This is a genomic window from Polyangium sp. 6x1 (assembly GCF_029946515.1).
Classification (GTDB): Bacteria; Myxococcota_A; Polyangia; order Polyangiales; family Polyangiaceae; genus Polyangium.
This window is the reverse complement of record NZ_JARZHH010000076.1, coordinates 1-21,857: the sequence shown is the minus strand read 5'-3', so window position 1 is coordinate 21,857 and position 21,857 is coordinate 1. Positions and strand designations below refer to the sequence as shown.

The following is a 21,857-nucleotide window of genomic DNA, read 5'->3' as shown; positions in this document are numbered from 1 at the left end:
TCCCGCCGTGTCCGACGCGCAGGAAACCACTTCGACTTCCGCTGATCCTCTCGTCGCCCAGCGCGCGCGCCGGGACACGCTCGCGGCCGAAGCGGACGAGCTCGCGCGTCGCTCCGCGCGCCTCTCGGGGCTCCGGGGCCTCCTGTTTCTCGTGGCCCTCGGATCCCTCGCGTACGGGTTCATCCGTTCGCTCCCGACGAGCGGCTGGGTGCTCGTCGCGCTCGGCTGGGCCGTCTTCATCGTCGTCGTGGCCGTGCACGGCGCGCTCGTCACGCGCGAGTCCGAGGTGCAGACGAGGCTCGGGATCGTGGACCGCTCGCTCGCTCGCCTCGACGGCAAATTGCCCGAGGCGCTCCCGAGCGGGCCCGCGGTCGAGCCGCGCCATCCGTATGCGCTCGACCTCGACGTCTTCGGAGCGGCCTCGATCTTCCGCCTCCTCGACGAGACCCGCACCGCGCCCGGCACCACGACGCTCGCGCGCTGGCTCGGAGAGCGCGCGACGCCGGCCGAGATCGCGGCGCGACAGGACGCGGTGCGCGAGCTCGCGGCGATGCCAGCGTTCCGCGAAGACCTCGCCACGATCGGCGCCTCCGCGGGCACGCGCGGCCGCCCGACCGAGGCGCTCGTCGCGTGGGCCGAGGCCGAGCCCGTGCTGAAGGGCGGTTTGTCGACGACGCTCGTGCGCGCGGCGTTCGTCCTCGTGCCGCTCACCGTGGGCCTCTTCGCGCTCTCGCACGGCCTTGGCAACGCGCTCCCGCCGCTCCTCCGCCGGGCGTACCTCGTGCCGTTCGCCCTTCAGATCGTCGTCCTTTTCCTCATCAGCGCGAGGATCCAGCCCGTGCTCGCGCAGGCCGCGTCGAAGGAGGCTCCGTTCGGCCGATACCGCGACCTCTTCGCGCGCATCGAGGCCGAGCCGCTGCGCGCGCCGCGCCTCGTCGAGCTCCGCGCGGCCTTGCTCGGCGGCGACGACGGCGCCTCGGCGTGCCGCGAGCTCGCCACGTTCGAGCGGGTCCTCGGCTTCGTGGAGCTCCGGCACTCGGGGCTCGTGCACCTGCTCGCGAACGTCGTCTTGCTCTGGGACGTCTTCTGCATCGCCGCGCTCGAGCGCTTTCGCCTGCGCGCGGGGCGCCACGTGCGCGGCTGGTTCAAGGCGCTCGGCGAGATCGAGGCGCTCGCGAGCCTCGGCGCGTTCGCGTACGAGCATCCGACGTATACGTTCCCCGTCGTCGAGGACGGCCCGCCGCGCTTCGTGGCCGAGCGGCTCGGACATCCGCTGATCCCCACGCGCACGCGGCGCGAGAACGACCTCTCGATCGACGGACCCGGCCGGGGGATGCTGGTCACGGGCTCCAACATGAGCGGCAAGAGCACGTGGCTCCGCTCGATGGGCCTCGCGGCCGTGCTCGCGCAGGCGGGGGCGCCCGTGAGCGCGCGCAGGCTCCACATGACGCCGCTCTCGGTGCGCACGAGCATGCGGATCAGCGACTCGCTCGAGCAGGGCGTCTCCCATTTTTATGCCGAGCTCGAGAAGCTGAAGTCCGTGGTCGACGCCGCGGATCGCGACGAGCCTGTTTTTTTCCTCCTCGACGAGGTCCTTCACGGAACGAACTCGCGCGAGCGTCACATCGGCGCGCGCGCCGTCGTCGTCCACCTCCTCGACAAGGGCGCGATCGGCGCCGTCACCTCGCACGACCTCGCGCTCGCGGACCTCGAAGAGCAGACGGGCGGCCGCGTCGTGAACGTGCATTTCGAGGAGCACGTCGAGGAGGGCAAGATGACGTTCGATTATTTGCTCCGGCCCGGCGTCGTCTCCACCACGAACGCGCTCCGGCTCATGCGGCTCGTGGGGATCAACGTCGCGCTCCCCGAGGCGTGACTCGATTCGCCCCGATGTTGATCTGCGGGCCGCTCGTTCCGTAGAATCGCCGTTCGCTTTTCCTCGCTCGGTCTCTGGGGCCTCGCCCCGAGGAGCCTCGCCATGGTCCGCCGACGACGAACCTACCTGCGCCTCGCCGCCGTCGGGCTCGTCTCGCTCTTCGCCTCCGCGCTTCCCTCGGCCTGCGCGCTCGACGTGTACGGCACGTACGACCCCGACGCGCCCTGCACCATCGGCGCGTCCGCGCCTTGCTACACGGGCCCCCAAGGCACGGCGGGCGTCGGCGCTTGCAAGCCCGGCACGCAGGTTTGTCGCATCGATCGCACGTTCGGCCCGTGCCTCGACGAGGTCGTCCCCCAAAACGAGGATTGCTTCACGCCCGACGACGAGGATTGCGACGGCAAAGACCGCGACGACGACGAGTGCCTCTGCGCGCCTGGCGACACGCTGCCTTGCGAGACCGGGCAGCTCGGCGCGTGCGCGAGCGGCGTCCGCACCTGCACCTCCGACGGCTTCTCCTTCGGGCCCTGCCTCCCCGCCAGTTCGCCTGTCCCCGAGGATTGCGCGACCGAGGCCGACGACGATTGCGACGGCGTCGCGCCCGGATGCACGGGGACCACCGAGCTCGGCGTCTCTCGTGGCGGCCTGCTCTCCGACGTGTCCTTCGCGGTCGCGACGGACGGAGTCGTCCACGCGACGGCCGGCGTGATCGACGGCGACGTGGCGTTCCGGACCGTGAACCTCGGCTCGCTTTACGTGGACCGTCGCCTCTCGAACCTCGGCCCCACATGGAGCCTGGAGGTGCCTGCCGTCGGCGGCCGAGCGGCGGCGCGCGGCGTCGCGGTCGCGCCCGGGTCCGGGGACGTCATCGCCGCGGGTGAATTTCAGGGGTTGATGGATTTCAAGAATGGCAACATGATCACGAGCGCGGCGAATGGCGTCGATCCCTTCGTCGTCGCGGTGAGCGCGGCGGGCGCCGTGCGGTGGGCGCGGGCGTTCGGGGATGCCGAGGCCCAGGTCGCGAACGCCGTCGCGGCCGGACCGAACGGGTGGATCGCGGTCGCGGGCGACGCGTCGGGCGTCCTCGATTTCGGCGGCGGCCCGCGCGCGACGAATGGCGCCGACTTGTTCGTCGCCATCCTCGACGCCGACGGCGGGCACATCTGGAGCCGCGTCTTCGGCGACGCCGCCCCGCAGACGGCCTACGGCGTCGCGTTCACGAAGAGCGGCGACGTCGTCGTCGCGGGCGAATTCGACGGGACTCTCGATCTCGGCGGCGGCGTCCTGCAATCCGCGGGCGGCGGCGACGCCTTCGTGGCGCGGCTCTCGGGCGTGGACACGACCTCGAAATGGAGCGTCAAGATCGGCGACGACGCGCTCGTGCAGCGCGCCTATGCGGTCGCGGTCGGCCCCTCGGGCGAGGTCGCGGTGACGGGCACGTTCGACGGATCGATCACGCTCGCCGGCACGACGCTCACCAGCACGACGCCGGTGGACGCATTCCTCCTCGTCTTCGAGCCCGACGGCGCGCTCCGCTTCGGCAAGCAGATCGGCGACACGACGGGCGGCAATCAGATCGGGACGGGCGTCGCGTTCGACGCGGCCGGCAACGTCGTCGTGACCGGCACGTTCGACGGCTCCATCGATTTTGGCGCCGGCGCCGTCGCCTCGGCGGGGACGTTCGACGTGTTCGTCGCGAAATACGCGGCGGAAACCGGCGCGCTCCTCTGGGCGAGGACGGAGGGCGACGACCAGCCGCAGCACGCCTTTGGCATTGCGGCCCTGCCGGATTCGAGGACGCTCCTCTCGGGCGGATTTGCCGGCACGATCGATTTCGACGCCCCGGCCGCGCCGCTCACGAGCCAGGGCGTGCTCGACGTGTTCGTGGCGCGTCTCGCGCCCTGAGGCGCGCGTTTTCGACGCGGAGGATTTGCGGGCGAGCGCGCACGCGATTTCGCGTATCCTCGCTTCCGCCCATGACCTCGCTCGCCCTCGGCAGCCGCATCCGCCGCGTCGTCGTCCATGCGCGCGGCGCCCTCGTCACCCGGGTCGTCACGCTCCCGGCCGCGCTCCCGAGCGAGCCGTGCGAGCTCGTCGTCTCGGGCGTCACCCCGCTCTCCGAGCCGTCGAGCTTCCGCGCGCTCGCCAAAGGCGCCCGCGAGGTCGTCTCCGTCGGCGCGCGCTTCGTCGTCCCGGAAGGCCCTGCCAAGACAGGCTCGGCGCGCGAACGCGTGCGCGTCCTCGAAGCCGAGCGTGACGCCCTCCAGGACACGCGCACGCACCTCACGGGCCGCCGCAACCTGCTCGCCGGTTTGTCGTTCGACCTCGGCATGGATCGACGCCTCCGGCAGGGGAATCCCCGGGCGCGCATCGAGGACGCCCTCGCGACCTCGCGCCTCGCCCAGGAGGAGCTCGCCGTGCTCGACGCGCGCCTTGCGGAGATCGATGCCTCGCTCAACCGCGTCTACCGCGCCCTCGAGGCCACGCATCTCGCCGAAGCGCAGGCGAACGCCGAGGAGCGCGCCGGTTCGTCCCGACCGACCCTCGCTTGCCACGTGCGCCTCGGCGCGGGGCAGGGCGCGATGGAGGCGCTCGAAATCGAGTATGTCGTGCTCGCCGCGCGCTGGTGGCCGACGTACAAGGCGTGGCTCACGAAGAACGCGACGCGCGTCCGGCTCGAGCTCGACGCGCTCGTCGCGCAGGACTCGGGCGAGGACTGGAAGGACGTCGAGCTCTCCCTCTCGACCGCCGATCTCGTGCACGACGCGCGTTTGCCCGAGCTCCAATCCCTCCGGTTTGGCCGGGCGCAACCCCCCGCGAAGCGCGGCTATCGCGCGCCGCCGCCGGGGCTCGACGCGATGTTCGAATCGTACGACGCGGCCATGGAGAAGCTGCCGCGCGCCGCGCGTCCCGACGCGCCTCCCCCGCGGCCTGGGCGGCCCGCGGCGCCCCCGCCGCCCCAACAAACGTTCGGCGGGCCGCCGAGGGCCGGCGTGGTGCCGCAATCGTACGGCGCGCCCCCCCCGGCCCCGGGGAACGGCCCGGCGATGGATATGCCTGCGGCGGCGAAGCCCGCGGCGGCGGCCATGCCCATGCCCGCCCGGTCCGCGCCGGCGCCGAAAAAGGCTGCGAAGGCGGAGGAGGGGGAGGTCCTGTACTCGCTCAAGGCGCTCGCCGGCCCCAGCGGCGGCGGCGGTCCCGAAGGCTTCCTCGACGAACTGGAAGCCGGCGCCAACAACGAATTCGCGCCGCCGCCTCTCGAACCTGACGATAGCTGGCTCGAATTCGACGCCCTCGTGCTCGCCGCCGCCGAGGACAAACCGCGCCGTGGCCGCCTCGGCCGCATCCCCGACGACGCCTCGCGCCGCGAGGCGAGCCTCGCCCGGGAGCGCATCGGAAACCTCCCGAACCCGGCGCGCGCGCAAGATCCGCTCGTCTCCCGCGGCCGCTTCGATCACCGCTACGACGCGGAAGGAAGCGGCGACGTCCCCTCGAACGGCCGCCCGCACCGCGTGCACGTCAAGATCGGCGAGGGCCCCGCGAAACCGCGATTTCGCGCCGTCCCGCGCGAATCGAGCGAGGTCTACCGCGAGGCTCGCATTGAAAATCCCCTCGGCGCGCCGCTCTGCGCCGGCCCCGTCGACGTCTTCCTCGAAGGCGCGCTCGTCACGACCGCGGAGATCGCGGCCGTCGATCGCGGCGGCCACGTGCAGGTCGGCCTCGGCGTCGAGGAGCGCGTGCGCATCGCGCGGAACGCCCGCGCCGAGGAGAGCTCGGCCGGGCTGCTCGGCGGATCCACCGTCGTCGATCACCACGTCACGGTCGACCTCACCTCGTCGCTCGGCGTACCCATCCACGTCGAGATCCTCGAGCGGCTCCCCGTCACCGACGACAAGGACGTCACGGTGAAGCTCACGAGCGCCGAGCCCGAGCCCGAGGTCTACGATCAAGCGGACATCGGCGCGCCCGTGCGCGGTGGCCGCCGCTTCCGCGTCGAGGTGCCCGCGGGCGGCAAGTCGAAGATCACCTACGCGTATCGCGTCAAGCTGCCCGCCAAGAGCGAGATCGTCGGAGGAAACCGCCGTGAGTGAGCCCGTCGTGGAGCAGGTTCGTTCGGACGAACCTGCGCAGGATCGTGCCCATCCGAGCCGCGCGGCGCGGGTCACGCTCTTCGAGGACCGCGCCGAGGTCGTGCGTCGCGCCTCCTTCCGCGCCGCGAAAGGCGCGCGCTGGGAGGCCATCGCCGGCGTCTCGCTGCTCGTCGACGACGGCACGCTGCAAGCGAAGGTCACGAAGGGCGAGGCGCGCGTGCTCTCGGCCCGCGTGCTCCGGCGTGCGCACGAGGAGCGGGCGCTCGGGCGTGAGGAGATCGAGGCGCTCGAACGCGAGGCGCGCGTGGCGCGGGAGCGCGTGGCCGCGGCCGACCTGGCGATCGAGCGTTTGCAGCGCGGTTTGCAGCACCATTACGAGCTCGCCACGCAATGGGTGAAGAGCGCCTCGCTCGGCCCGCGGAAGGCCTCGGAGCCGGACGTCGCGGGCGCGTACCGCGACGGCTGGCGCGCGATCGACGGGGCCGCGCAGGCCTCGCTCGACGAGGTCGCCCGCGTCCGCGAAGAGCGCGTGCAGGCGGACCGCGATCGTCGCGTCGCCGAGGCGCGCCTCGCCGAGGGGCGCGCGGAAAAACCGCGGTACGACGCGGTCGCCGAGGTCGAGATCGACGCGGCCGAGGCGGGCGACATCGAGGTCGAGATCACCTACCGCGTGCCCTGCGCGCTCTGGCGACCCGAGCACCTCGCGCGCCTCGATTCGGACGGGCCCGAGGCGACGGCGGGCGCGGTCGAGATCGTCACGTATGCGACCGCCTGGCAACGCACGGGCGAGGCGTGGGACGACGTCGATCTGCGCTTCTCCACGGCCCGGCCCACGCGCGCGGCCTCGCCGCCGCTCCTCTCCGACGACGTGCTCGCGAGCCGCAAGAAGACCGACGAGGAGCGCCGGAACATCGTCGTCGCCGCGCGCGAGCAATCGATCCAGCTCGCGGGCCTCGATCGCGGCGATCGCGCCGCCTCCGAGATGCCCGGCGTCGACGACGGCGGCGAGCCGATCACCTACGCCGGCAAGGAGCGCGCCTCGCTCCCGTCGAACGGACGCCCGTGCCGCGTCGAGATTGGCCACGTGACCGTGAAGGCCGATCTCGCCCGTGTGGTCACCGCGGTTCGTTCGCCGGCTGCGCACCTTCGCGCCACGGCCACGCTCGAAGGCGCGGGGCCGCTGCTCGCGGGCCCGGTGCGCCTCGCGCGTGGGGCGAGCCTCGTCGGCCGCGCGCGCCTCGATTTCGTGGGCAAGGGCGAGCCCTTCGAGCTCGGCTTCGGCCCGGACGACGCGATCCGCGTGCGCCGCAGCGAGGACGAGAAGCGCGACACGCAGGCAATCACGGGCGCGCAACGCCTCGAACGCAAGGTCACGCTCTACCTCTCGAACCTGTCGAACAAGGCGCGCAAGGTCGTCGTCACCGAGCGGATCCCGGTCAGCGAGATCGAGGACGTCGAGATCCACCTCGCCCTGGCGGGTGGTTTTACCCTCGACAAGGACGGCTTTTTGCGTGCGACGGTCGACGTCGGCGCGCACGCGACGCACACGCTCTCGTACACGTTCGAGGTCCGCGCGGGCGCGCGCGTCATGCTGCCCGCGTTCTGACCTCGCGCTCAGCCGAGCACGAAATCGATCTCGAACACGTCGTAATGCGCGGCGCGCATCCCCATCGCCGCGTACGTCGCTTGCGCGTGGTGGTTCTCCTTGTCCACGTAGAGCCGCACGCCGCACACGCCTGCGTCGGCCCGCGCTTTCGCGAGCACGTGATCGTGGAGCGCCCGGTAGACGCCCGTGCGCCGCGCGCCTTCGGCGACGTAGACCGACTGGATCCACCAGAACGTCCCGTTCCGCCAATCGCTCCACTCGAACGTCACGAGGAGCTGCCCCACGGCCCGTCCCTCACGCTCGGCCACGAGGTAAAACCCCTTCGCCGGGTCCTCGAGCACGGCGCGCGTGCCCTGGATCGTCGTCTCCGGATCGAGGATTTTTCCTTCGGTTTCCAGCGCCATCGCGCGGTGGTTTTGCGCGAGCGTCTGCATGTCCCCCGCGTGCGCGAGGCGGATCGAAACGGGCTCCATGCGTTCCCTTCTCACTTGCCCGGCGGCGCGATCGAGGGCTTCTGCCGTTCGTCGGGGTAGAACGTGCGGGGGATCGGCTCGTGCTCCACGAGGTAGCCGAACTCCTTTTGGAAATCCTCGATCGAGATGTCGAGCACGTTCGCGAACCGGGCGAGCTGGCTCGAATCGTCGAAGTCGTCCTTGCGCAGCCGCAGCATGTACCGGCGCGCGATCATGTACCGGTCGCTCGCGATGTCCACCATGCGCACGCGCATGCGGCCCGTCCTCGGGTCCATGATCGTGTCGAACGGCACGGCCTGGAACGAGCCCTGCACCATTGCCACGAGCGCGCCCGTCCCGCCCTCTGCGAGGTACTTCGCCGCGCAGTACCCGAGGTCCCGCGCGTACTCCATGTCGTAGGGGATCGGATCGGCGCACCGGAGCTCGTAGCCGATGTTCTTCGGGATGATCGTCGATTTGACCCCAAACTGACGCAGCCGCTTCTGCACCTCGGCCTTCAGGATGTCGGCGAACGCGATCTCCGCGATCCGCACGTGCCCGTGTGCGTCGCGCTCCACGCCCGCGAGCCCTTCGAGGTCGTGCTCCTCCATGCGCTCGACGAGCCCCTCGGCGATCATGGCCACGCCGTCCGCGCGCCCCGTCGCGAGGCGCTTCACGATCGCGGCTGCGAGCAGATCCACCACCGTCTTCAGCCGCACGTGCTCCTCGGGGAACTCCTCGGGGATCAGCGTGAGCGTCGTGCCCGCGGCCTTGCCGATGCCGAGCGCGAGGTGGCCGGCCTTGCGGCCCATCGCGACCACGAAGTACCAGCGGTGCGTGGTCTTCGCGTCGACCATCAGGTTTTCGACGAGCTCGACGCCGATGTGGCGCGCCGTCTGGAAGCCGAACGTATCGGCGTACCCCGGCAGATCGAGGTCGTTGTCGATCGTCTTCGGCACATGCACCACGCGCAGCCGCCCCTTCGACTGGAGCGCGATCTGCGAGGCCGAGAACGCCGTGTCGTCGCCGCCGATCGTGATGAGCTTGTCCACTTCGAGCCGCAGGAGCGAGAGCACGGTCTCTTCGAGCAGCTCCTTCGACTTCGTCGGGTTTGCGCGTGCGATCCCGAGGTACGAGCCTCCGCGAAAATGGATGCGGCTCACGTCGTCGATGGACAGCGGGCGGGCGTGCTCCAGGTCGCCCTTCATGATCCACTGGAATCCGTCCTGGATCCCGACCACGTCGTAGCCTGAGAGGACCGCGCGGATCGTGGCCGCGCCGATCACCGCGTTGATGCCCGGCGCGGGCCCGCCGCCGACGAGGATTCCCACCTTTTTCGGACCGTGGCTCATGACTTCGGCCCCTAGCATCCCCTTCGAGCAGGCGCTAACCTGCTTTTGTGACGAGGCGATTTCGCTCGATTGTCCTCTTGTTCGCGCTCGCCGCTTCGCCCTTCACGACATCTGGGCTCCTCGGCTGCGCCTCGCAAGAGCAGGCCCCCGAAGCAGCCACGCCCCCCCCGCCGCGGCCGAAGAACGCTGCCGAGATCGCGCGTTCGATCGTGAACGCGCGCGTCGGCATGATGGTCTGGCCCGAGCGGCTGAAAGGCCATCCGCTCGAGCTCCGCGTGCGCGCGATGAACCCGCTCCGCAGCATGCTCGAAGGCACGGGCATCGACGCGACCGGCGACGTCGTCGCGGCCTACGTCGCCTCGACGGGCGTCACGCAGAGCGACCTCGCGGTGGCGATCGTGCAGCACAAGCTCGACGAGCAGCGCGCGCGCCAGGGCTTGAACATGATGATCGCCCGCAGCGAGCCGCGCGGCGAGTGGATCACGACCGCGAGCGTCCCGACGGCGCGCGTCACGGTGCGCGGACAAACCCGCGTCGTCGCCCTCGTCGAGGACGGCTTCCTCGCGGTCTTGCCGGAGTCGCTCGCCCTGCAGGCGTCGCGCTTCGAGGGCACGGGAGGTTTCCCCGATCCCGAGGGCCTCGAGGCCGTCGTCGCCACGGCCACGGACCCTTCGCGCAGCCTCGCGGGCTCGCACGCGCCGCCCGTGCCGTCGACGATCCGCTCGGCCGTCGCGCGCTTGAGCCTCGCCGCGGACGGCGGCGTCGACGTGGCGAGCACGGGCGACAGCACCGACCCGGTGCAGGCGGGCGCGGACGCGGCGGCGCTGACGGCCTCGATCGATCGGGCGACCTCGCTGAACCTTGGGATCGTAAAAGTCCGCCTCTTCGCGCCCGTCGTGTTCCGCGCCGAGGGCGCGCAGGTGAAGAGCAACCTTCACCTCACGCAGTCCGAGATCGATCGGCTCCTCACGCTCGCCGACACGTTGCTGCCGCGCTGATGTCGTAGAGAGGCTCAGCCTTCGGAGAGCTCGGAGAGCAGCGCAGCCTCTTGCGCCGCGAGATCGGCCTTGAGCTTCTGGAGCGCTTCGAGCTGCGCTTTCTTTTCTTGCTGGGCGGCTTGTGCCCGCTGGGCTGCGATTTTCGCTTCCTGCGTGGCGAGCGCCTCACGCTGCTTCTTCAGCGCGTCGAGCTCTGCCGTGACCGCGCCGATCTTCTTGTCGAGCTGGCTCAGGCCGATCTCCTCGGTCGAGTCCTGCAAGAAGAACGACTCCGCCCATCCGCTCCCGAGCTTGTGCGCGTGCTGGATCTCGCCGAGCTTGCCATAAAGGGACTTCCGCAATTTGTTGAAATCCTGGTTCAGCTTCACGCGCGTCCCGATGGTCCGGAAGTTGATCAGGTTTTGCGTCGCGCTTCTCTTCTCCTTTGCCGCCTCCTCGCCTGCCTGTGCGCGCGCGGCCACCACGAAGAGCGCGAGGAGGCGAGGTGTCGACGTTCGGGTTTCGGCCCGCGACGGGGCTTGCGGAAATCTCCCCGTGCAGACTCGCGGGGGGAGGCGGGGGCGGAGCTGCGTGGCGAATTCGGTTCGAGCGTTCGAGACGGGTCGTTGAGGCGTCGCGGGACGACTTGCGGCATGTGGGCGCGTGAAACAGCGGGAAAGCGCTGGGCCAATGGTTGACGGAGGCATCGGCGCCCCCGTAGCCTGCCCTACTTAGGGGGGCTCATGAGAAAGCGGCGGCTTGCAGGGGCGACCTTGGTCGCTATGTGCATGGCGGTGGCCATGGTGCCGATCGGATGCGGGGCGAGCGACGAGCACGCCGTCGCGCCCAGGCAGGGGAACGGACTCACGCTCCCTCCGATGACGGTTGAGGCGCTTCAAGCGTGCGTCGAAAAGGGGGGCCAGCGGCTTCGGCACAACGCGTACGAGATCGAGTTCGCGGTCGAGATGACGGGCGACCGCGTCACGGAGGTGAAGCCCAAGGGCGCGCGGCTGGACGACGCCAGCGTCCAGCAGTGCATGATGGAAGCGCTGCGGACGATGGCGGACGCGGGGTATTCGGCGGACAGCGACGCGATGCTGTTGACGTCGCGCGGCGGCCTCTTGCCTACGCGAGGCATGCTTGCGAACACGTGGGCGCTGCCGCAGGTGATCAGGTTGATCCCGGTGGTCGTCGGGTCGGGCGGGACGATGATCGTCGTCGCGGTCGCGGTCCTCGTTGTGGTTGCGGCCGTGTCGTTGAAGGATGACACACCGAAGCCAAAGGATGATGACGATGATAAGCGGTGCCGCGAGGTAAAGGAGAAGTGTATCGCATTCTGCTCGGGGTCGCCAGGCTTGCCGGCCCCAGGTGGCGGTCGGTTCAGGCGATGCATGCGAGAGTGCATGCAGGCAGAAGGGTGTTCATTTTAGGAGTAAGGCTATGAAATTAGGCACGGTGGAAGCTGCACGAGTCGTACGCGATGCCAGCATCGAGGCAATGGATGCTCTAAATTCGATCGTGGTCGACGTCGCCCCCCTATTGTCGGAGGCCGGCAGCAAGGACCTACGATTGGCAGTCGCAAGGAGCATGACGGCGATACTCGAAAATCTCGTGAACCCCGTCCTGGAAGAATGTCCAGAGCTCGAAGTAGATGAGGACACATGGGGGGATATTGCAGCAAGTAGAGCCAGAGCGCGGCTGACTGCTGCCACCGAGTCGTCGAACGAATGATGGGCTATCCAAAAATCACGAACGAGAGAGATGTGCAAGCGCTCGAAGATCGTCTCAGGTCCGCAGGGCATCGCGGCATGTGTGGTTCGGATCGGGATGCCGCGGCGGAGCGAGTGCGCCAGAGGAACAACCAATGGACAAGAAGATCGCCGAGCAGCTCCTTTCGATATCGACAGATTGCACGCGTGACGAGAACGAATCGATCAAGCGAATCATGGAAACGTGCGACGAGGAGACGTTCAAAATGTATCGTCGCCTCGGCGGGAGGATCGTTGGGCACCTTTTTACCGAGATCATTGCGCCGATCCAGAGCGAGCACCCCGCGCTCGCGCCGCCGGATTTCAAGCCGATGGAGCGTATCGAGCGACCGCGACTCACGCTCACGAAGGAGAGCCAGGACGAATTGCTCGCGTCGCTGAACCGACGCTACGAACAGATCGAGACGATGGCAGGCTTCGTGCGCGAGAATTGCGACAAGGCAGAAGCTGCGGCGTTCCGTGGCAGGATCCATGAAGTGCTCGCTCACGTCGCCGAGGCAATGGCGTGTGTACTGGCTGCACATGTCGAAGAGAAGTGATGGCGATGCACGGAGCCTTGCGGTGAACCCCCCCATGACGTTCTCCCATGGGCGGACCCCGGGGCCACGGATGAACCACCCCGCGACGCTCGCCTGGCTCTTCCGCTTCGACGGCAAGTGATACGCCACCGCCGCGTTCGTCCCGGAACCGAAAGTTTGTCCAGGGACTTGACACCCCGGTTTGTCTCCGGTAAGGATTGTCCCCGGAGGCCGACGTTGGGCGTGCGCTCGTGACCCGAGACGCAGGAAGACGTTCGCGTCGGCCTCACTTTTTTCGGCGCAGGTTGCGGTAGGCTCTCCTCGTCATGCCGCGCGCCGCAGCCCTCGCCCCGCTCGTCCGCGTCGAGCTGAGCGCCACGATCGCGAAATCGAGGCGGCGGGTCATGGCGCGCCTTGCGGTGGAAGAGGACGGGGAGAAACGTCAGGTTTGTCCTCTACATGAGCCGAAGGCCGGGCTCAACCGTCACGGGGTGTCTGGCGAAGCGGGGGGGGCGGTGGATGGTCGGGCGTTGCCGTAGTGATGGGTAATGGTGCGGTTTTGCCGCCACCACTCCGTCCCGGCGAGGGCGGGGCAGACCTGCTCCATCTCGGCGACGACGCAATCGGCCCACTTGATCGGATCGGGGTTCGGCCCGAGGAAGGGATGCCGCACCGTGCAGAGCCCTTCGACTGCGGAGAGTTTGCGCCAGTGGCGCGCGCCATGGACGTCCTCGCAGGGGGCGCAGCGGACGGGGTCGTCGCCTGTGCAGGGAAATTGATCTGGGCAGACCGCCCTCAGACAACCCTCCTGGCACGCCTTCTTGTACTCCTCCGGCTCCAGGGCACACCTCTCGTCGTTCTCGCAGCTTCGGACACGAAGGTCGAAGTCGTTGTTGCAGCGTTCACGCTGCTGCTTCTTGGCCTCCGGCGACTCGTACCAATCCGGCTTGTCGGCGAGCGCGGGGCACATGCGCTCCGCCTTTTTCTCAGCGCACCTGTGGTACTCGAAGCTCTCGAAATAATTCGACGGTTGCCAACCCGGCGAAGGTTGGCACTGCCGCTCGGCTTCGAGGCGAATGCGCCAATGGAGCGCGCCCTCCACGTCATCGCAGGGCTTGCACCAGATGGGATCGAGCTCCGTGCAGGCCACATGGTTCGGGCACATCTTCATCACGCACCCGGCCTGGCAGGCCTCCTCCTGCCCTTCAAAGACCTTGCAGACCTCCCCATCGGCTTCGCAGTAATCGAAGACCGCCGCGAGGTCCTTGTCGCAGACATCCGCGCTCAGCGGATCGGACCCGGCGCGGCGCACCGTGAGGCCCACGCCCAGGGCGAGGAAGAACGGGAGGGTGAGGGCGGCGGCGATGAGCTTCTTGCGGCGGGTCATGGGCGCTCCCGGGTTCTCGTCGTCTCGTCGGGACAAGCCTACACGATTACGGCCGCCCACGCGAAGATTTCCGCCTGCCGGAATTTGCCCCTTTTCGTCCGGGCCTTTTAGCATGGCCTGAACGGGGCGACAGGTATGAGAGCGCTGCTCGTGGGTCTGGTCTTCGTGTTCCTTGCCGTGCTCGGCCCGGCCTGCTTCGAGCCCACGTGCAAGAATCCGAAGCGCGGTTCCCCGAGCGGTAGCTCCGGCGCGAAGGAGGGCATCCTCGTTCAGTGCAACGTCGTCCGACACTGTCCGTCGGGCAAGGGCGCAGATCGCTTGCCCCCGGCGGTCGACCCGCAAATCATCGACACTGGTAGCAATTTCAAGAACGCGACCGAATGCGAGAAGAAGACAGAGGTAAATGGTCTCGCCTCCAACTGTCCCTTCGAAGTCTCCCCCCAAATCATCTGCCTCGACCCGCCCGGCTCCGACGGTTGCAATGCAGGCACCGGCGACGGTAGCACCGTGATCCTCGTCGGGGCCGCGTCCAGCGGCGATTATCGCGGCGACCCGGACGGCGAGGGGGGAGCGAGCGGGCTTGGCGACGAGGCGGGCGGCCACGGGGGGCATCTGACCCCCCTGCCGCGTTCGTCCCAGAACAGAAAGTTTGTCCACGGACTTGACACCCTGGTTTGTCTCCGGTAAGGATTGTCCCCGGAGGCCGACGCCGGGCGTGCGCTCCTGACCCGAGTAGCACCAAGACGCTCGCGTCGGCCTCATCTTTTCCCTCGCAGGTTGCAGTATCATCAGCGGGTCATGCCGCGCGCCCGAGCTCTCGCCCCGCTTCTTTGCCTTGCCCTCCTCGTGCCCGCGACCGCGAGCGCAGACGACGACCTGAACCGTGTGGCGTTTCGGTTCGACTATACCCCGCCCCGCACGATCCGCGGCTGCATGGGCCGCGAGGACTTCATCATGTGGCTCGCGTCGGGGTTCGGTTATTCGGTTGTCCGGGACGACGCGCGCGCCCTCGTGCGCGTTGAGCTGAAGCGCGACGGTCGCGAAATCGAGGCGCACGTCTCGGCCTTGGACGAGCACGGCGCCGAGCGCTGGAAGGCCGTCATCCCGACGCCGCTCGACTGTCGCGAGCTCGTGCAAGACGCGGCCTACGCGATCGCGTTGAACCTCGGGCGGTGGGAGCTGCGAAAGGAGCCCACGCCGGAGTGGCTCTTGCTGCGCCCGCAGATCGAGGTGGGCTCGCCGGCCCCGTCGCCAGCGTTGCGACCCTTCGTCGCGTACGACGATGACGGTCCGCTTCGCCAGCGGACGCCGGATCCGTTTTACCAGGTAACGACGATCCCGGCCCCTCCGACAAACCCGAGTGAGAGTCAAGGGCCAATGTTCGAGGTCGGTGCGACTGTCCTGGTCGTGCCGTATGGGCTCCCCGCCGTTGGGTTTGGCGGGGCGGGGACGCTGGCGTTGAGGTGGCCGAGGTTCTCCATCCTGGGCGAGATGCGCGGAGTCACCTCCCTGGAGGCAACAGCCATCGGTACCACCGTGACGAGGGCGACGATCTGGTCGGGCGTCTTTGGGTTATGTGCCAATGCACGAATCGGTTTGCATTTCTGTGGCGTCGCTAGCCTGGGCCGGTTGTTTTATTCGACCAACGATGAGTTCACGTTCACCGACCCTATTGCTTTCAACGCCATGCTCGGGGCCCGCGCTGGTGGTACATGGCGCGTCGCGGACAGCTTCGCCCTTCGAGGATTCGTCGAGGGTATGGTGCCGCTGGGCGACAACCGGCTGAGGATCGACCGGCCCGGCGAACCGCTTCTCTTGGAACCGACGAAAGGCTTGCTTTTCGGCATCGGATTGGGCGGCGTGTTTGATTTGATGTGAGGGTTCATGAATTACTGTTTGCTCATTGGTGTCGTCGTTCTCTGCGTCGGCTGTTATGTGGATGATATCGTCGTAAAGCCGCCGGACTGCTGGACGCCGGAGGAAGGCATGGAGCCTTGTTATCGGGACGCCGGCTCCGATGCCTCCGAGGCCCAACCCGACGGCGGAGAGGAAGAGGAGGCCGGCGCCGGATGCGAGGGCGAATGCGTCCCGCTCCGCCCGACGAATTACCCATTCACCGATCCGCACCATGTGTGGTTCGGCCCCGCGGACAACCCCGCTGCTTGCCCGAGCGGCCTTCTCCCGCAATTCGTCCGCTACGCGGGCCTCGTCGTCCCCGACCTGGAATGCCCCGAATGCACGTGCAGCGCGTCGACGGGCACCTGCGCGCCGCCGAGCACCTTCGTCGCGCGAGCGGGCATCTGCGATCTCGCATCGAGTTCCATCGAAACACCCTTCGCCCCGCCCGACGCGTGGGACGGCTCCTGCACCGCGGAGAACGCCGTCCCGGCGGATCTCGACTGCGAGGGCACGCCGTGCGTCCAGTCCGTCGCGATCGGACCCGTTCAAAAGCTCGGCGAGAGCTGCGCGCCGACGCTCCCGTCGACGTCGCCGATCCCCACCACATCCTGGGAGGAAGTCGCCGTCGCATGCGAAGGGCTCACCGGCATGGCCTGGGCCGGGTGCAAGATGGACGAGATGTGCGTCCCGAAGGCCGCGCCGGGCTTCCGCAATTGCGTCGTCGTCGAGGGTGATATCGTCTGCCCGACCACGGGCTACGCGGAGCGCCGTCTCTTCTACCGAGACAAGATGGACACGAGGACGTGCGCAGCATGCTCCTGCGGGCCCGCCTTGGGCAGCTCGTGCACGGCCACGGCGACCGTGTTCAAGGACGACGCGTGCGGCGCGTTCCTCCTCGGCACGTCGATCTCCTCGGAAGAGCCGACTTGCAACGAGATGAGCCCCAAGGGCCAAGCCCTCGGGAGCAAGCGCGTCGCGGATCTCGCGTACCACCCCGGCGCCTGCGCTCCGAGCGGGGGCGGTCCGGAGGGGACGACCGCGCCGACGGGGCCCGTCACCTTTTGTTGCGCCCTCTGACGATCCTCCGGAGGGATTTGCTCGACGCCGATCCTACCAGTGGCATGAGCCACCCGAACGACGTGCGCGCGGCCATTCTCGCGCTCCGTCCTCGCCTGGTCCGCTGGTTTCTCCGATGGGAACACCAACCCGCAGACGCCGACGATCTGGCGCAGAGGGTCCTCGACATCGGACTCGGGCATGCCGACAGCTACGACCCCGAGCGCGGGAAGCTCTCGACTTGGCTCTATCGAATCGCGAAAAACGAGTCCGTTCGGCACAAGAAGGGCATCGTCGAGGAGTGCAACACGTATTGGGGCGACCCCGACGACGCGCTGCGGGTGGCGTCGGCAGCGCCCTCGCCCGCCGCGCTCCTCGCCCGAAAGGAAATGCTTCGGCTCGTCGACCAGCGCCTGCGGAGCATGGACCCGCGTTTGCGCGATGTGCTGTACGCGCATGTCTTCGACGGGCTCTCGGAAGTGGAGATCGCCGAAGCTCTCGACATCCCCGAAGGCACCGCGCGCTCACGCCTCTTTCGGGCCTGTACCCGGGCGCGAGAGCTCCTCCGCGGATACGAGAGCGAACTGCGCCCGTTCATGGCGGCGATCCTGGCGGGCTCCGCGCCGCGTCCCGCGGGGTGGAGACGCCACGCGGCGCAGGTGCTCCTCTGCACGGCCGGCCTCGCCGGTGTCGCCTACGGCCTCATGAAGCCGACCGAAGTTCTATGGACCGCCCGGTCTTCCTCGCTCGCCGTGCAGGTGAACGTGAACGCCGGAGCCATCGCAGAAGACCCGCCGCCCGAGCCAGCGTCCGCGTCGCCCTGCTCGTGCGTGGATGCCTTGGATACGAGCCGGCCCCGCGCGCTGGTCGCTGAAATCGAGCGCGCTGCGGCGCATGGCGACGAGGATGCTGCTCGCACCGCCCTCGTGCGTTACCTCCGGATGTACCCACGTGACCCGCTGCATGCGCGCGCGCTTTTTGGGCACCTGCTCCAGCGGTAGACACCCTCGCACAAAAGCGATCGAACCCGGGAGGGTTCGCGGCTCGGCCGGAACTATCAGGGGATGAGGGGCGACGATGCGCGCCGCCCTCCTGCCCGAGCCGAACGCTCTGCTCCTGGCCTGGTGAAACGAAAAGACGCCGGGGCTCGGGCAGGATTTTTTTTCGAGGAACGACCCGCAGAAGAGGGCGATGGGGGCGCGAGCATCTGGGCAAGCACCTCTCACCTCCATCGTCCTCTTCTGTCGGTCGTTCGTCACCGCCCCGAGGCGTCTGCGCCACGCGGCGTTTCCCACGCGCACGCCCCTGTCCGGCCCCCTGCTGGTCGCTCCGAGCGCCCTCACACGCCGGCTGACGTTCGCGTCATCGGACTGCTACGCTCGGCCCCCATGAGGCTCGTGAAGATCGGGGTTGCCAGCGTGAACGCGACGGTCGGCGCCGTCCGCTCGAACGTGGATCGGTGCATCCGCCTCGCGACGGCGATGGCCGAGGACGACGTCACGCTCGCGGTGTTCCCGGAGCAGGTCGTCGGCGGGTACGCGGCGGAGGACCTCGTGCAGTGGCAGGCGTTCGTGGACAGCCAGCGGCGCGAGCTCGAGCGCTTCGCCGCGGAGACCGCGCGGTTTCGCACGGTGTACGTCCTCGGCCTGACCGTGGGCGTCGAAGGCGACCTCTTCAACGTCGGCGCGCTCGTGCACGGCGGGAAGATCCTCGCGTTCGTGCCCAAGGAAAAGCTCCCGACGTACAACGTCTTCTACGAGTCCCGCGTGTTCTCCCGCGGCGTGCCCGGCATGGACCTCGAGACGCGCGGCGTCTTCTGCGGCGATCGGATCTTCCAGTTCGATTTCGGCCTCCTCGCGATCGAGGTCTGCGAGGACATCTGGTCGCCCGACGGCCCGATGCGGCGGCGTTGTTATTCGGGCGCGGAGATCGTCTGCAACCTCTCCGCCTCGCCGTTCCGCGCGGGCGTCGTGGGCACGCGGCGGGAGATGATCGCGACGCGCGCCGCGGACAACCAGTGCACGATCGCGTACGCGAACCTCGTCGGCGCCAACGACGGGCTCGTCTTCGACGGCGGCGGGTTCGTCAATCAAAACGGCAGGCCCATGCTGGAGGCAGCGCGCTTCCGCGAGGGATATGCGGCGACGGTCGTCGACCTCGATCGCACGATCCGCAGCCGCCGCGAGGCGAGCACCTGGCGGAGCGACCTCGAATCCTTCCGGCGCGAGCAAACGCCCGTGCCCACGGCCGTGCTCCACGAGAAGACGGCCGATCGTTCGAAGCTGCGATATCCCGCGCCTCCGCCCGGCACCTCGTTCTTCTTGCCCTCGGCGAGCCTGCCGGCGAAGACGCCGCGCGACGAGCTGCTCGACGATTTCTACGACGCGCTCGCGCTCGGCGTCGCCGACTACTATCGCAAGATCGGCGCGTTCCGCCGCATCGGCCTCGCGCTCTCGGGCGGGCGCGACTCGCTGCTCACGTTGCTCGTCGCGCATCGCGCCGCCGAATTGCTCCACCCCGAGCTCGAAGGCGCGGCCCTTCGCCAGACGGCCGGCTCCATGATCAGCGCGTTCTACATGCCGTCGCGGTATTCGAGCGACGCCACGCAGAACGCGGCCGCGCGCATCTGCGCCGACCTCGCCGTCGCGTTCATGGTCGTGCCGATCGAGGACGCGTTCGTGCGCGAGCTCGATGCGACGCGCACCCTGCTCGGAGCGGGCGGGCCCGAGCCGACCGAGCTCACGAAGCAGAACGTGCAGGCGCGCATTCGTGGCCAGCGCATGTGGAACTGGTCGAACACGAGCGGCGCGCTCTTCCTGCAGACGGGGAACATGAGCGAGAAGGCGCTCGGGTACACGACCGTCGGCGGCGATCTGGAGGGCGCGTTCAGCGTGATCGCGAACCTGCCGAAGACCGTGGTCATCGCGCTGCTCGAACGGCTGGAGAAGCGGTTCGGTTATCCGGGCATCCGCGCGACGCTGGACACCACGGCGGGCCCCGAGCTCGCGGCGAACCAGTCGGGCGAGGCCGAGCTCATGCCGTTCGAGGTGCTCGACGCCTGCCTCTACCTCTACGGCGCGGAGAAACTCGCGCCGAGCGAGGTGGCGCTCGCCTTGACGAGCGTGTTCCCGGATCGGGATCCGGCGATGCTCACCGCGTGGGCGGAGAAGTTCGCGCGCCTGTTCACGCAATCGATCTTCAAGTGGGTGCAATCGCCGCTGGCGATTCACCTCGGCTCGCTCGACCTCGACCGCGAGCGCGCGTTGCAATTGCCCGTCGTGCAGCGGACGGAGTGGAAGGGCGGCTGAGCCGCGCGGGTTTCACTGATTGCGCTTGATCACGTGAAACCCGAACGGCGTCTCCACCACGCCGCTCGTCTCGTCCACCTTCAGCGCGAACGCCGCGTCGCTGAAGGGTTTTACCATTCCATCGGCCTTGAACTTCCCGAGGCTCCCGAGCCGCTCCGCCGTCGCCGCATCATCCGAATACTCCTTCACGAGCGCCGTGAAATCCTCGCCCGCCTTTGCCTTGGCGGCGACCTCCTCCGCCCTCTTTTTCGCGTCGGCCTTCGAGCGCGTCACCGTCTTCGGCGCGTTCTTCGCGCCCTTGTAGGCGACGAGCACGTGCTGCGCCGTGATCCACTCCGGGGGTTTTTCCGGCGCGGCCGCGGTCTTCTCGGGCGTGGGCGCGGGCGCGGCCGATGGCGTCGGCGTGGGCGTGGCCGCGGGGGCCGCGGACGTCGCGGGCGCGGGGGCCGGCGGCGGCGCGTCCTGGCAGGCGAGGAGCAGCGCGGGGACGAGCAGGAGCAAAGAGCGCGGGGAGAGCATGGGGATCCTCATTTCGTCATCGTCTTCGAGAAGACCACGGCCCCGTTCTTGTCGATGAACTCGAACGAGAGCTTCGGCCCGTCGAACTCCAGGTACGCGAACCCTTCGAAGCCGTCCGCGAAGTAGAGCTGCTTCTCGTCCGTCGGGACGAAGTCGAACGTGTCGCGGGTCTTCGCGCCCGCGCCGCTCACCACGAAATGCGTGCCGGGGCAGTCGCCGTCGCGGCCCTTGTCGATGAACTCGAGGTTGTGGTCGTGCCCGGTCATGAACATGTCCGCGCCGCAATAGATGTCCTTCTGGAACGCGAACATCCCCGCGATGCCGAGCAGGTTGTTGTCCCAGAAATGCTCGCCCGAGGTGAAGCGCGGGTGGTGGCCGAAGACGATCTTCCACGTCGCCTTCGAGTTCTTCACCTTCGCGCTCATCTGGTCCTTCTGCGTCCCGTTCAGGAAATCGACCGTGTCGAGCGCGAAGAGATGCACGTGGCCGATCGTGACGTCGTACCACGCCGCCGGCATGTGCCATTTGTCGCTCGGCCGCATCCCGGGGCCGCTCCCGAGCGGCAAGGACGAGTAGTCGATCTGCGCTTGCTTGTTCCCGCTCGACGTGGGGCCGTGATCGTGGTTGCCGAGCACCACGTAAAACGGCACGGCATTGAGGTTCGGCCGGTCGTAGGGCTGCTCGAACTTCGCGGCCCATTGCGGGTCGTCCACGCTCTCCACGCCGTTGTCGTAGAAGTTGTCGCCGTTCACGAGCACGGCGTCGCAGCCGCCGACCTTCTCGCATTTCTCGTTCATGCGATCGGCGACGGCGTGCTGCGCCTCGTTGCCCTCGCCCGTGTCGCCGATCGCGAGCAGACGGACCACCTTCGCCGCCGGGCCTCCGCCCGCGCCGCCATTGCCCGTGCTCGACGTCGACGAGCTGCCCGTCCCGCCGGCGCCGCCCGTCCCGCCCGAGGCCCCGGCGCCGCCGTTCCCGGCGCCGCCGTTCCCCGCGCCGCCGTTCCCCGCGCCGCCTGCGCCCGACGCGCCCGCGCCGATCGTGGCC

At 68.8% G+C, this 21,857-nt stretch carries 19 protein-coding genes; 13 read left to right on the top strand and 6 right to left on the bottom strand.

What is annotated here, in order from left to right; genetic code table 11:
• Positions 1-7 precede the first annotated feature (7 nt).
• The 4 genes from QHF85_RS41850 to QHF85_RS41835 all read left to right on the top strand — a co-directional run bounded on the left by QHF85_RS41850 (position 8) and on the right by QHF85_RS41835 (position 7,573).
• Positions 8-1,876 carry a MutS family DNA mismatch repair protein gene (locus tag QHF85_RS41850; protein WP_281333055.1) on the top strand — a complete coding sequence of 623 codons (1,869 nt, stop codon included), beginning with the start codon at positions 8-10 and terminating at the stop codon, positions 1,874-1,876.
• Between the two features lie 102 nt (positions 1,877-1,978).
• On the top strand, positions 1,979-3,781 hold the full coding sequence (locus tag QHF85_RS41845; protein WP_281333054.1) for a hypothetical protein: 1,803 nt from the start codon (positions 1,979-1,981) through the stop codon (positions 3,779-3,781).
• Between the two features lie 71 nt (positions 3,782-3,852).
• The gene (locus QHF85_RS41840; protein ID WP_281333053.1) at positions 3,853-5,967 is read left to right on the top strand and encodes a DUF4139 domain-containing protein; all 2,115 of its coding nucleotides are present in this window, start codon (positions 3,853-3,855) and stop codon (positions 5,965-5,967) included.
• On the top strand, positions 5,960-7,573 hold the full coding sequence (locus QHF85_RS41835; RefSeq protein WP_281333052.1) for a DUF4139 domain-containing protein: 1,614 nt from the start codon (positions 5,960-5,962) through the stop codon (positions 7,571-7,573). Before QHF85_RS41840 ends, QHF85_RS41835 begins: the two co-directional genes overlap by 8 nt.
• An 8-nt stretch (positions 7,574-7,581) precedes the next feature.
• Here QHF85_RS41835 and QHF85_RS41830 read toward each other — a convergent pair whose 3' ends face one another.
• Both QHF85_RS41830 and pfp read right to left on the bottom strand, forming a co-directional pair.
• Positions 7,582-8,046, bottom strand: a complete 465-nt coding sequence (locus tag QHF85_RS41830; protein ID WP_281333051.1) for a GNAT family N-acetyltransferase — start codon at positions 8,044-8,046, stop codon at positions 7,582-7,584.
• Positions 8,047-8,057: 11 nt separating this feature from the next.
• Positions 8,058-9,377, bottom strand: a complete 1,320-nt coding sequence (gene pfp, locus QHF85_RS41825; protein ID WP_281333050.1) for a diphosphate--fructose-6-phosphate 1-phosphotransferase — start codon at positions 9,375-9,377, stop codon at positions 8,058-8,060.
• A 47-nt stretch (positions 9,378-9,424) separates the two neighbouring features.
• Here pfp and QHF85_RS41820 point away from each other — a divergent pair, with 47 nt between their 5' ends.
• Positions 9,425-10,375, top strand: a complete 951-nt coding sequence (locus QHF85_RS41820; protein WP_281333049.1) for a hypothetical protein — start codon at positions 9,425-9,427, stop codon at positions 10,373-10,375.
• A gap of 14 nt (positions 10,376-10,389) precedes the next feature.
• Here QHF85_RS41820 and QHF85_RS41815 read toward each other — a convergent pair whose 3' ends face one another.
• Positions 10,390-10,836, bottom strand: coding sequence for a hypothetical protein (locus QHF85_RS41815; RefSeq protein WP_281333048.1), 447 nt, complete (start codon positions 10,834-10,836; stop codon positions 10,390-10,392).
• 261 nt (positions 10,837-11,097) lie between these two features.
• Between QHF85_RS41815 and QHF85_RS41810 the strand changes: the two genes are divergently transcribed.
• The 3 genes from QHF85_RS41810 to QHF85_RS41800 all read left to right on the top strand — a co-directional run bounded on the left by QHF85_RS41810 (position 11,098) and on the right by QHF85_RS41800 (position 12,662).
• Positions 11,098-11,784: a hypothetical protein gene (locus QHF85_RS41810; protein WP_281333047.1), complete on the top strand. Its 687-nt coding sequence runs from the start codon at positions 11,098-11,100 to the stop codon at positions 11,782-11,784.
• A 10-nt stretch (positions 11,785-11,794) separates the two neighbouring features.
• A complete protein-coding gene (locus QHF85_RS41805; protein WP_281333046.1) occupies positions 11,795-12,085 on the top strand; it encodes a hypothetical protein in 291 nt (96 codons plus the stop codon).
• A 79-nt stretch (positions 12,086-12,164) separates the two neighbouring features.
• Positions 12,165-12,662: a hypothetical protein gene (locus QHF85_RS41800; RefSeq protein WP_281333045.1), complete on the top strand. Its 498-nt coding sequence runs from the start codon at positions 12,165-12,167 to the stop codon at positions 12,660-12,662.
• 463 nt (positions 12,663-13,125) lie between these two features.
• Here the strand turns inward: QHF85_RS41800 and QHF85_RS41795 are convergent, their stop codons facing one another.
• Positions 13,126-14,028, bottom strand: a complete 903-nt coding sequence (locus tag QHF85_RS41795) for a hypothetical protein (protein WP_281333044.1) — start codon at positions 14,026-14,028, stop codon at positions 13,126-13,128.
• A gap of 150 nt (positions 14,029-14,178) precedes the next feature.
• On the opposite strand from QHF85_RS41795, the gene QHF85_RS41790 reads away from it, so the two are divergent.
• The 5 genes from QHF85_RS41790 to nadE all read left to right on the top strand — a co-directional run bounded on the left by QHF85_RS41790 (position 14,179) and on the right by nadE (position 20,291).
• A complete protein-coding gene (locus tag QHF85_RS41790; protein ID WP_281333043.1) occupies positions 14,179-14,715 on the top strand; it encodes a hypothetical protein in 537 nt (178 codons plus the stop codon).
• 111 nt (positions 14,716-14,826) lie between these two features.
• Positions 14,827-15,906, top strand: a complete 1,080-nt coding sequence (locus QHF85_RS41785) for a hypothetical protein (RefSeq protein WP_281333042.1) — start codon at positions 14,827-14,829, stop codon at positions 15,904-15,906.
• Between the two features lie 6 nt (positions 15,907-15,912).
• The gene (locus QHF85_RS41780; protein ID WP_281333041.1) at positions 15,913-17,004 is read left to right on the top strand and encodes a hypothetical protein; all 1,092 of its coding nucleotides are present in this window, start codon (positions 15,913-15,915) and stop codon (positions 17,002-17,004) included.
• A gap of 44 nt (positions 17,005-17,048) precedes the next feature.
• A complete protein-coding gene (locus tag QHF85_RS41775; protein ID WP_281333040.1) occupies positions 17,049-17,984 on the top strand; it encodes an RNA polymerase sigma factor in 936 nt (311 codons plus the stop codon).
• A 387-nt stretch (positions 17,985-18,371) separates the two neighbouring features.
• Complete coding sequence (gene nadE / locus QHF85_RS41770; protein ID WP_281333039.1) at positions 18,372-20,291, top strand: NAD(+) synthase; 1,920 nt, start codon at positions 18,372-18,374, stop codon at positions 20,289-20,291.
• 12 nt (positions 20,292-20,303) lie between these two features.
• Here nadE and QHF85_RS41765 read toward each other — a convergent pair whose 3' ends face one another.
• Positions 20,304-20,822 (bottom strand): peptidylprolyl isomerase, encoded by a 519-nt coding sequence (locus QHF85_RS41765; RefSeq protein ID WP_281333038.1) that lies wholly within the window; start codon positions 20,820-20,822, stop codon positions 20,304-20,306.
• Positions 20,819-21,857, bottom strand: a 1,039-nt coding sequence (locus tag QHF85_RS41760; protein ID WP_348652803.1) for a metallophosphoesterase, incomplete at its 5' end; no start/stop codon positions are given. The genes QHF85_RS41760 and QHF85_RS41765, both read right to left, overlap by 4 nt.

Coding starts and splice junctions, on each gene's coding strand:
- QHF85_RS41845 (WP_281333054.1), top strand. CDS start 1,979: ATGGTCCGCCGACGACGAACCTACCTGCGCCTCGCCGCCGTCGGGCTC.
- QHF85_RS41840 (WP_281333053.1), top strand. CDS start 3,853: ATGACCTCGCTCGCCCTCGGCAGCCGCATCCGCCGCGTCGTCGTCCAT.
- QHF85_RS41830 (WP_281333051.1), bottom strand. CDS start 8,046: ATGGAGCCCGTTTCGATCCGCCTCGCGCACGCGGGGGACATGCAGACG.
- pfp (WP_281333050.1), bottom strand. CDS start 9,377: ATGAGCCACGGTCCGAAAAAGGTGGGAATCCTCGTCGGCGGCGGGCCC.
- QHF85_RS41810 (WP_281333047.1), top strand. CDS start 11,098: ATGAGAAAGCGGCGGCTTGCAGGGGCGACCTTGGTCGCTATGTGCATG.
- QHF85_RS41805 (WP_281333046.1), top strand. CDS start 11,795: ATGAAATTAGGCACGGTGGAAGCTGCACGAGTCGTACGCGATGCCAGC.
- QHF85_RS41795 (WP_281333044.1), bottom strand. CDS start 14,028: ATGACCCGCCGCAAGAAGCTCATCGCCGCCGCCCTCACCCTCCCGTTC.
- QHF85_RS41785 (WP_281333042.1), top strand. CDS start 14,827: ATGCCGCGCGCCCGAGCTCTCGCCCCGCTTCTTTGCCTTGCCCTCCTC.
- QHF85_RS41780 (WP_281333041.1), top strand. CDS start 15,913: ATGAATTACTGTTTGCTCATTGGTGTCGTCGTTCTCTGCGTCGGCTGT.
- QHF85_RS41775 (WP_281333040.1), top strand. CDS start 17,049: ATGAGCCACCCGAACGACGTGCGCGCGGCCATTCTCGCGCTCCGTCCT.
- nadE (WP_281333039.1), top strand. CDS start 18,372: ATGAGGCTCGTGAAGATCGGGGTTGCCAGCGTGAACGCGACGGTCGGC.
- QHF85_RS41765 (WP_281333038.1), bottom strand. CDS start 20,822: ATGAGGATCCCCATGCTCTCCCCGCGCTCTTTGCTCCTGCTCGTCCCC.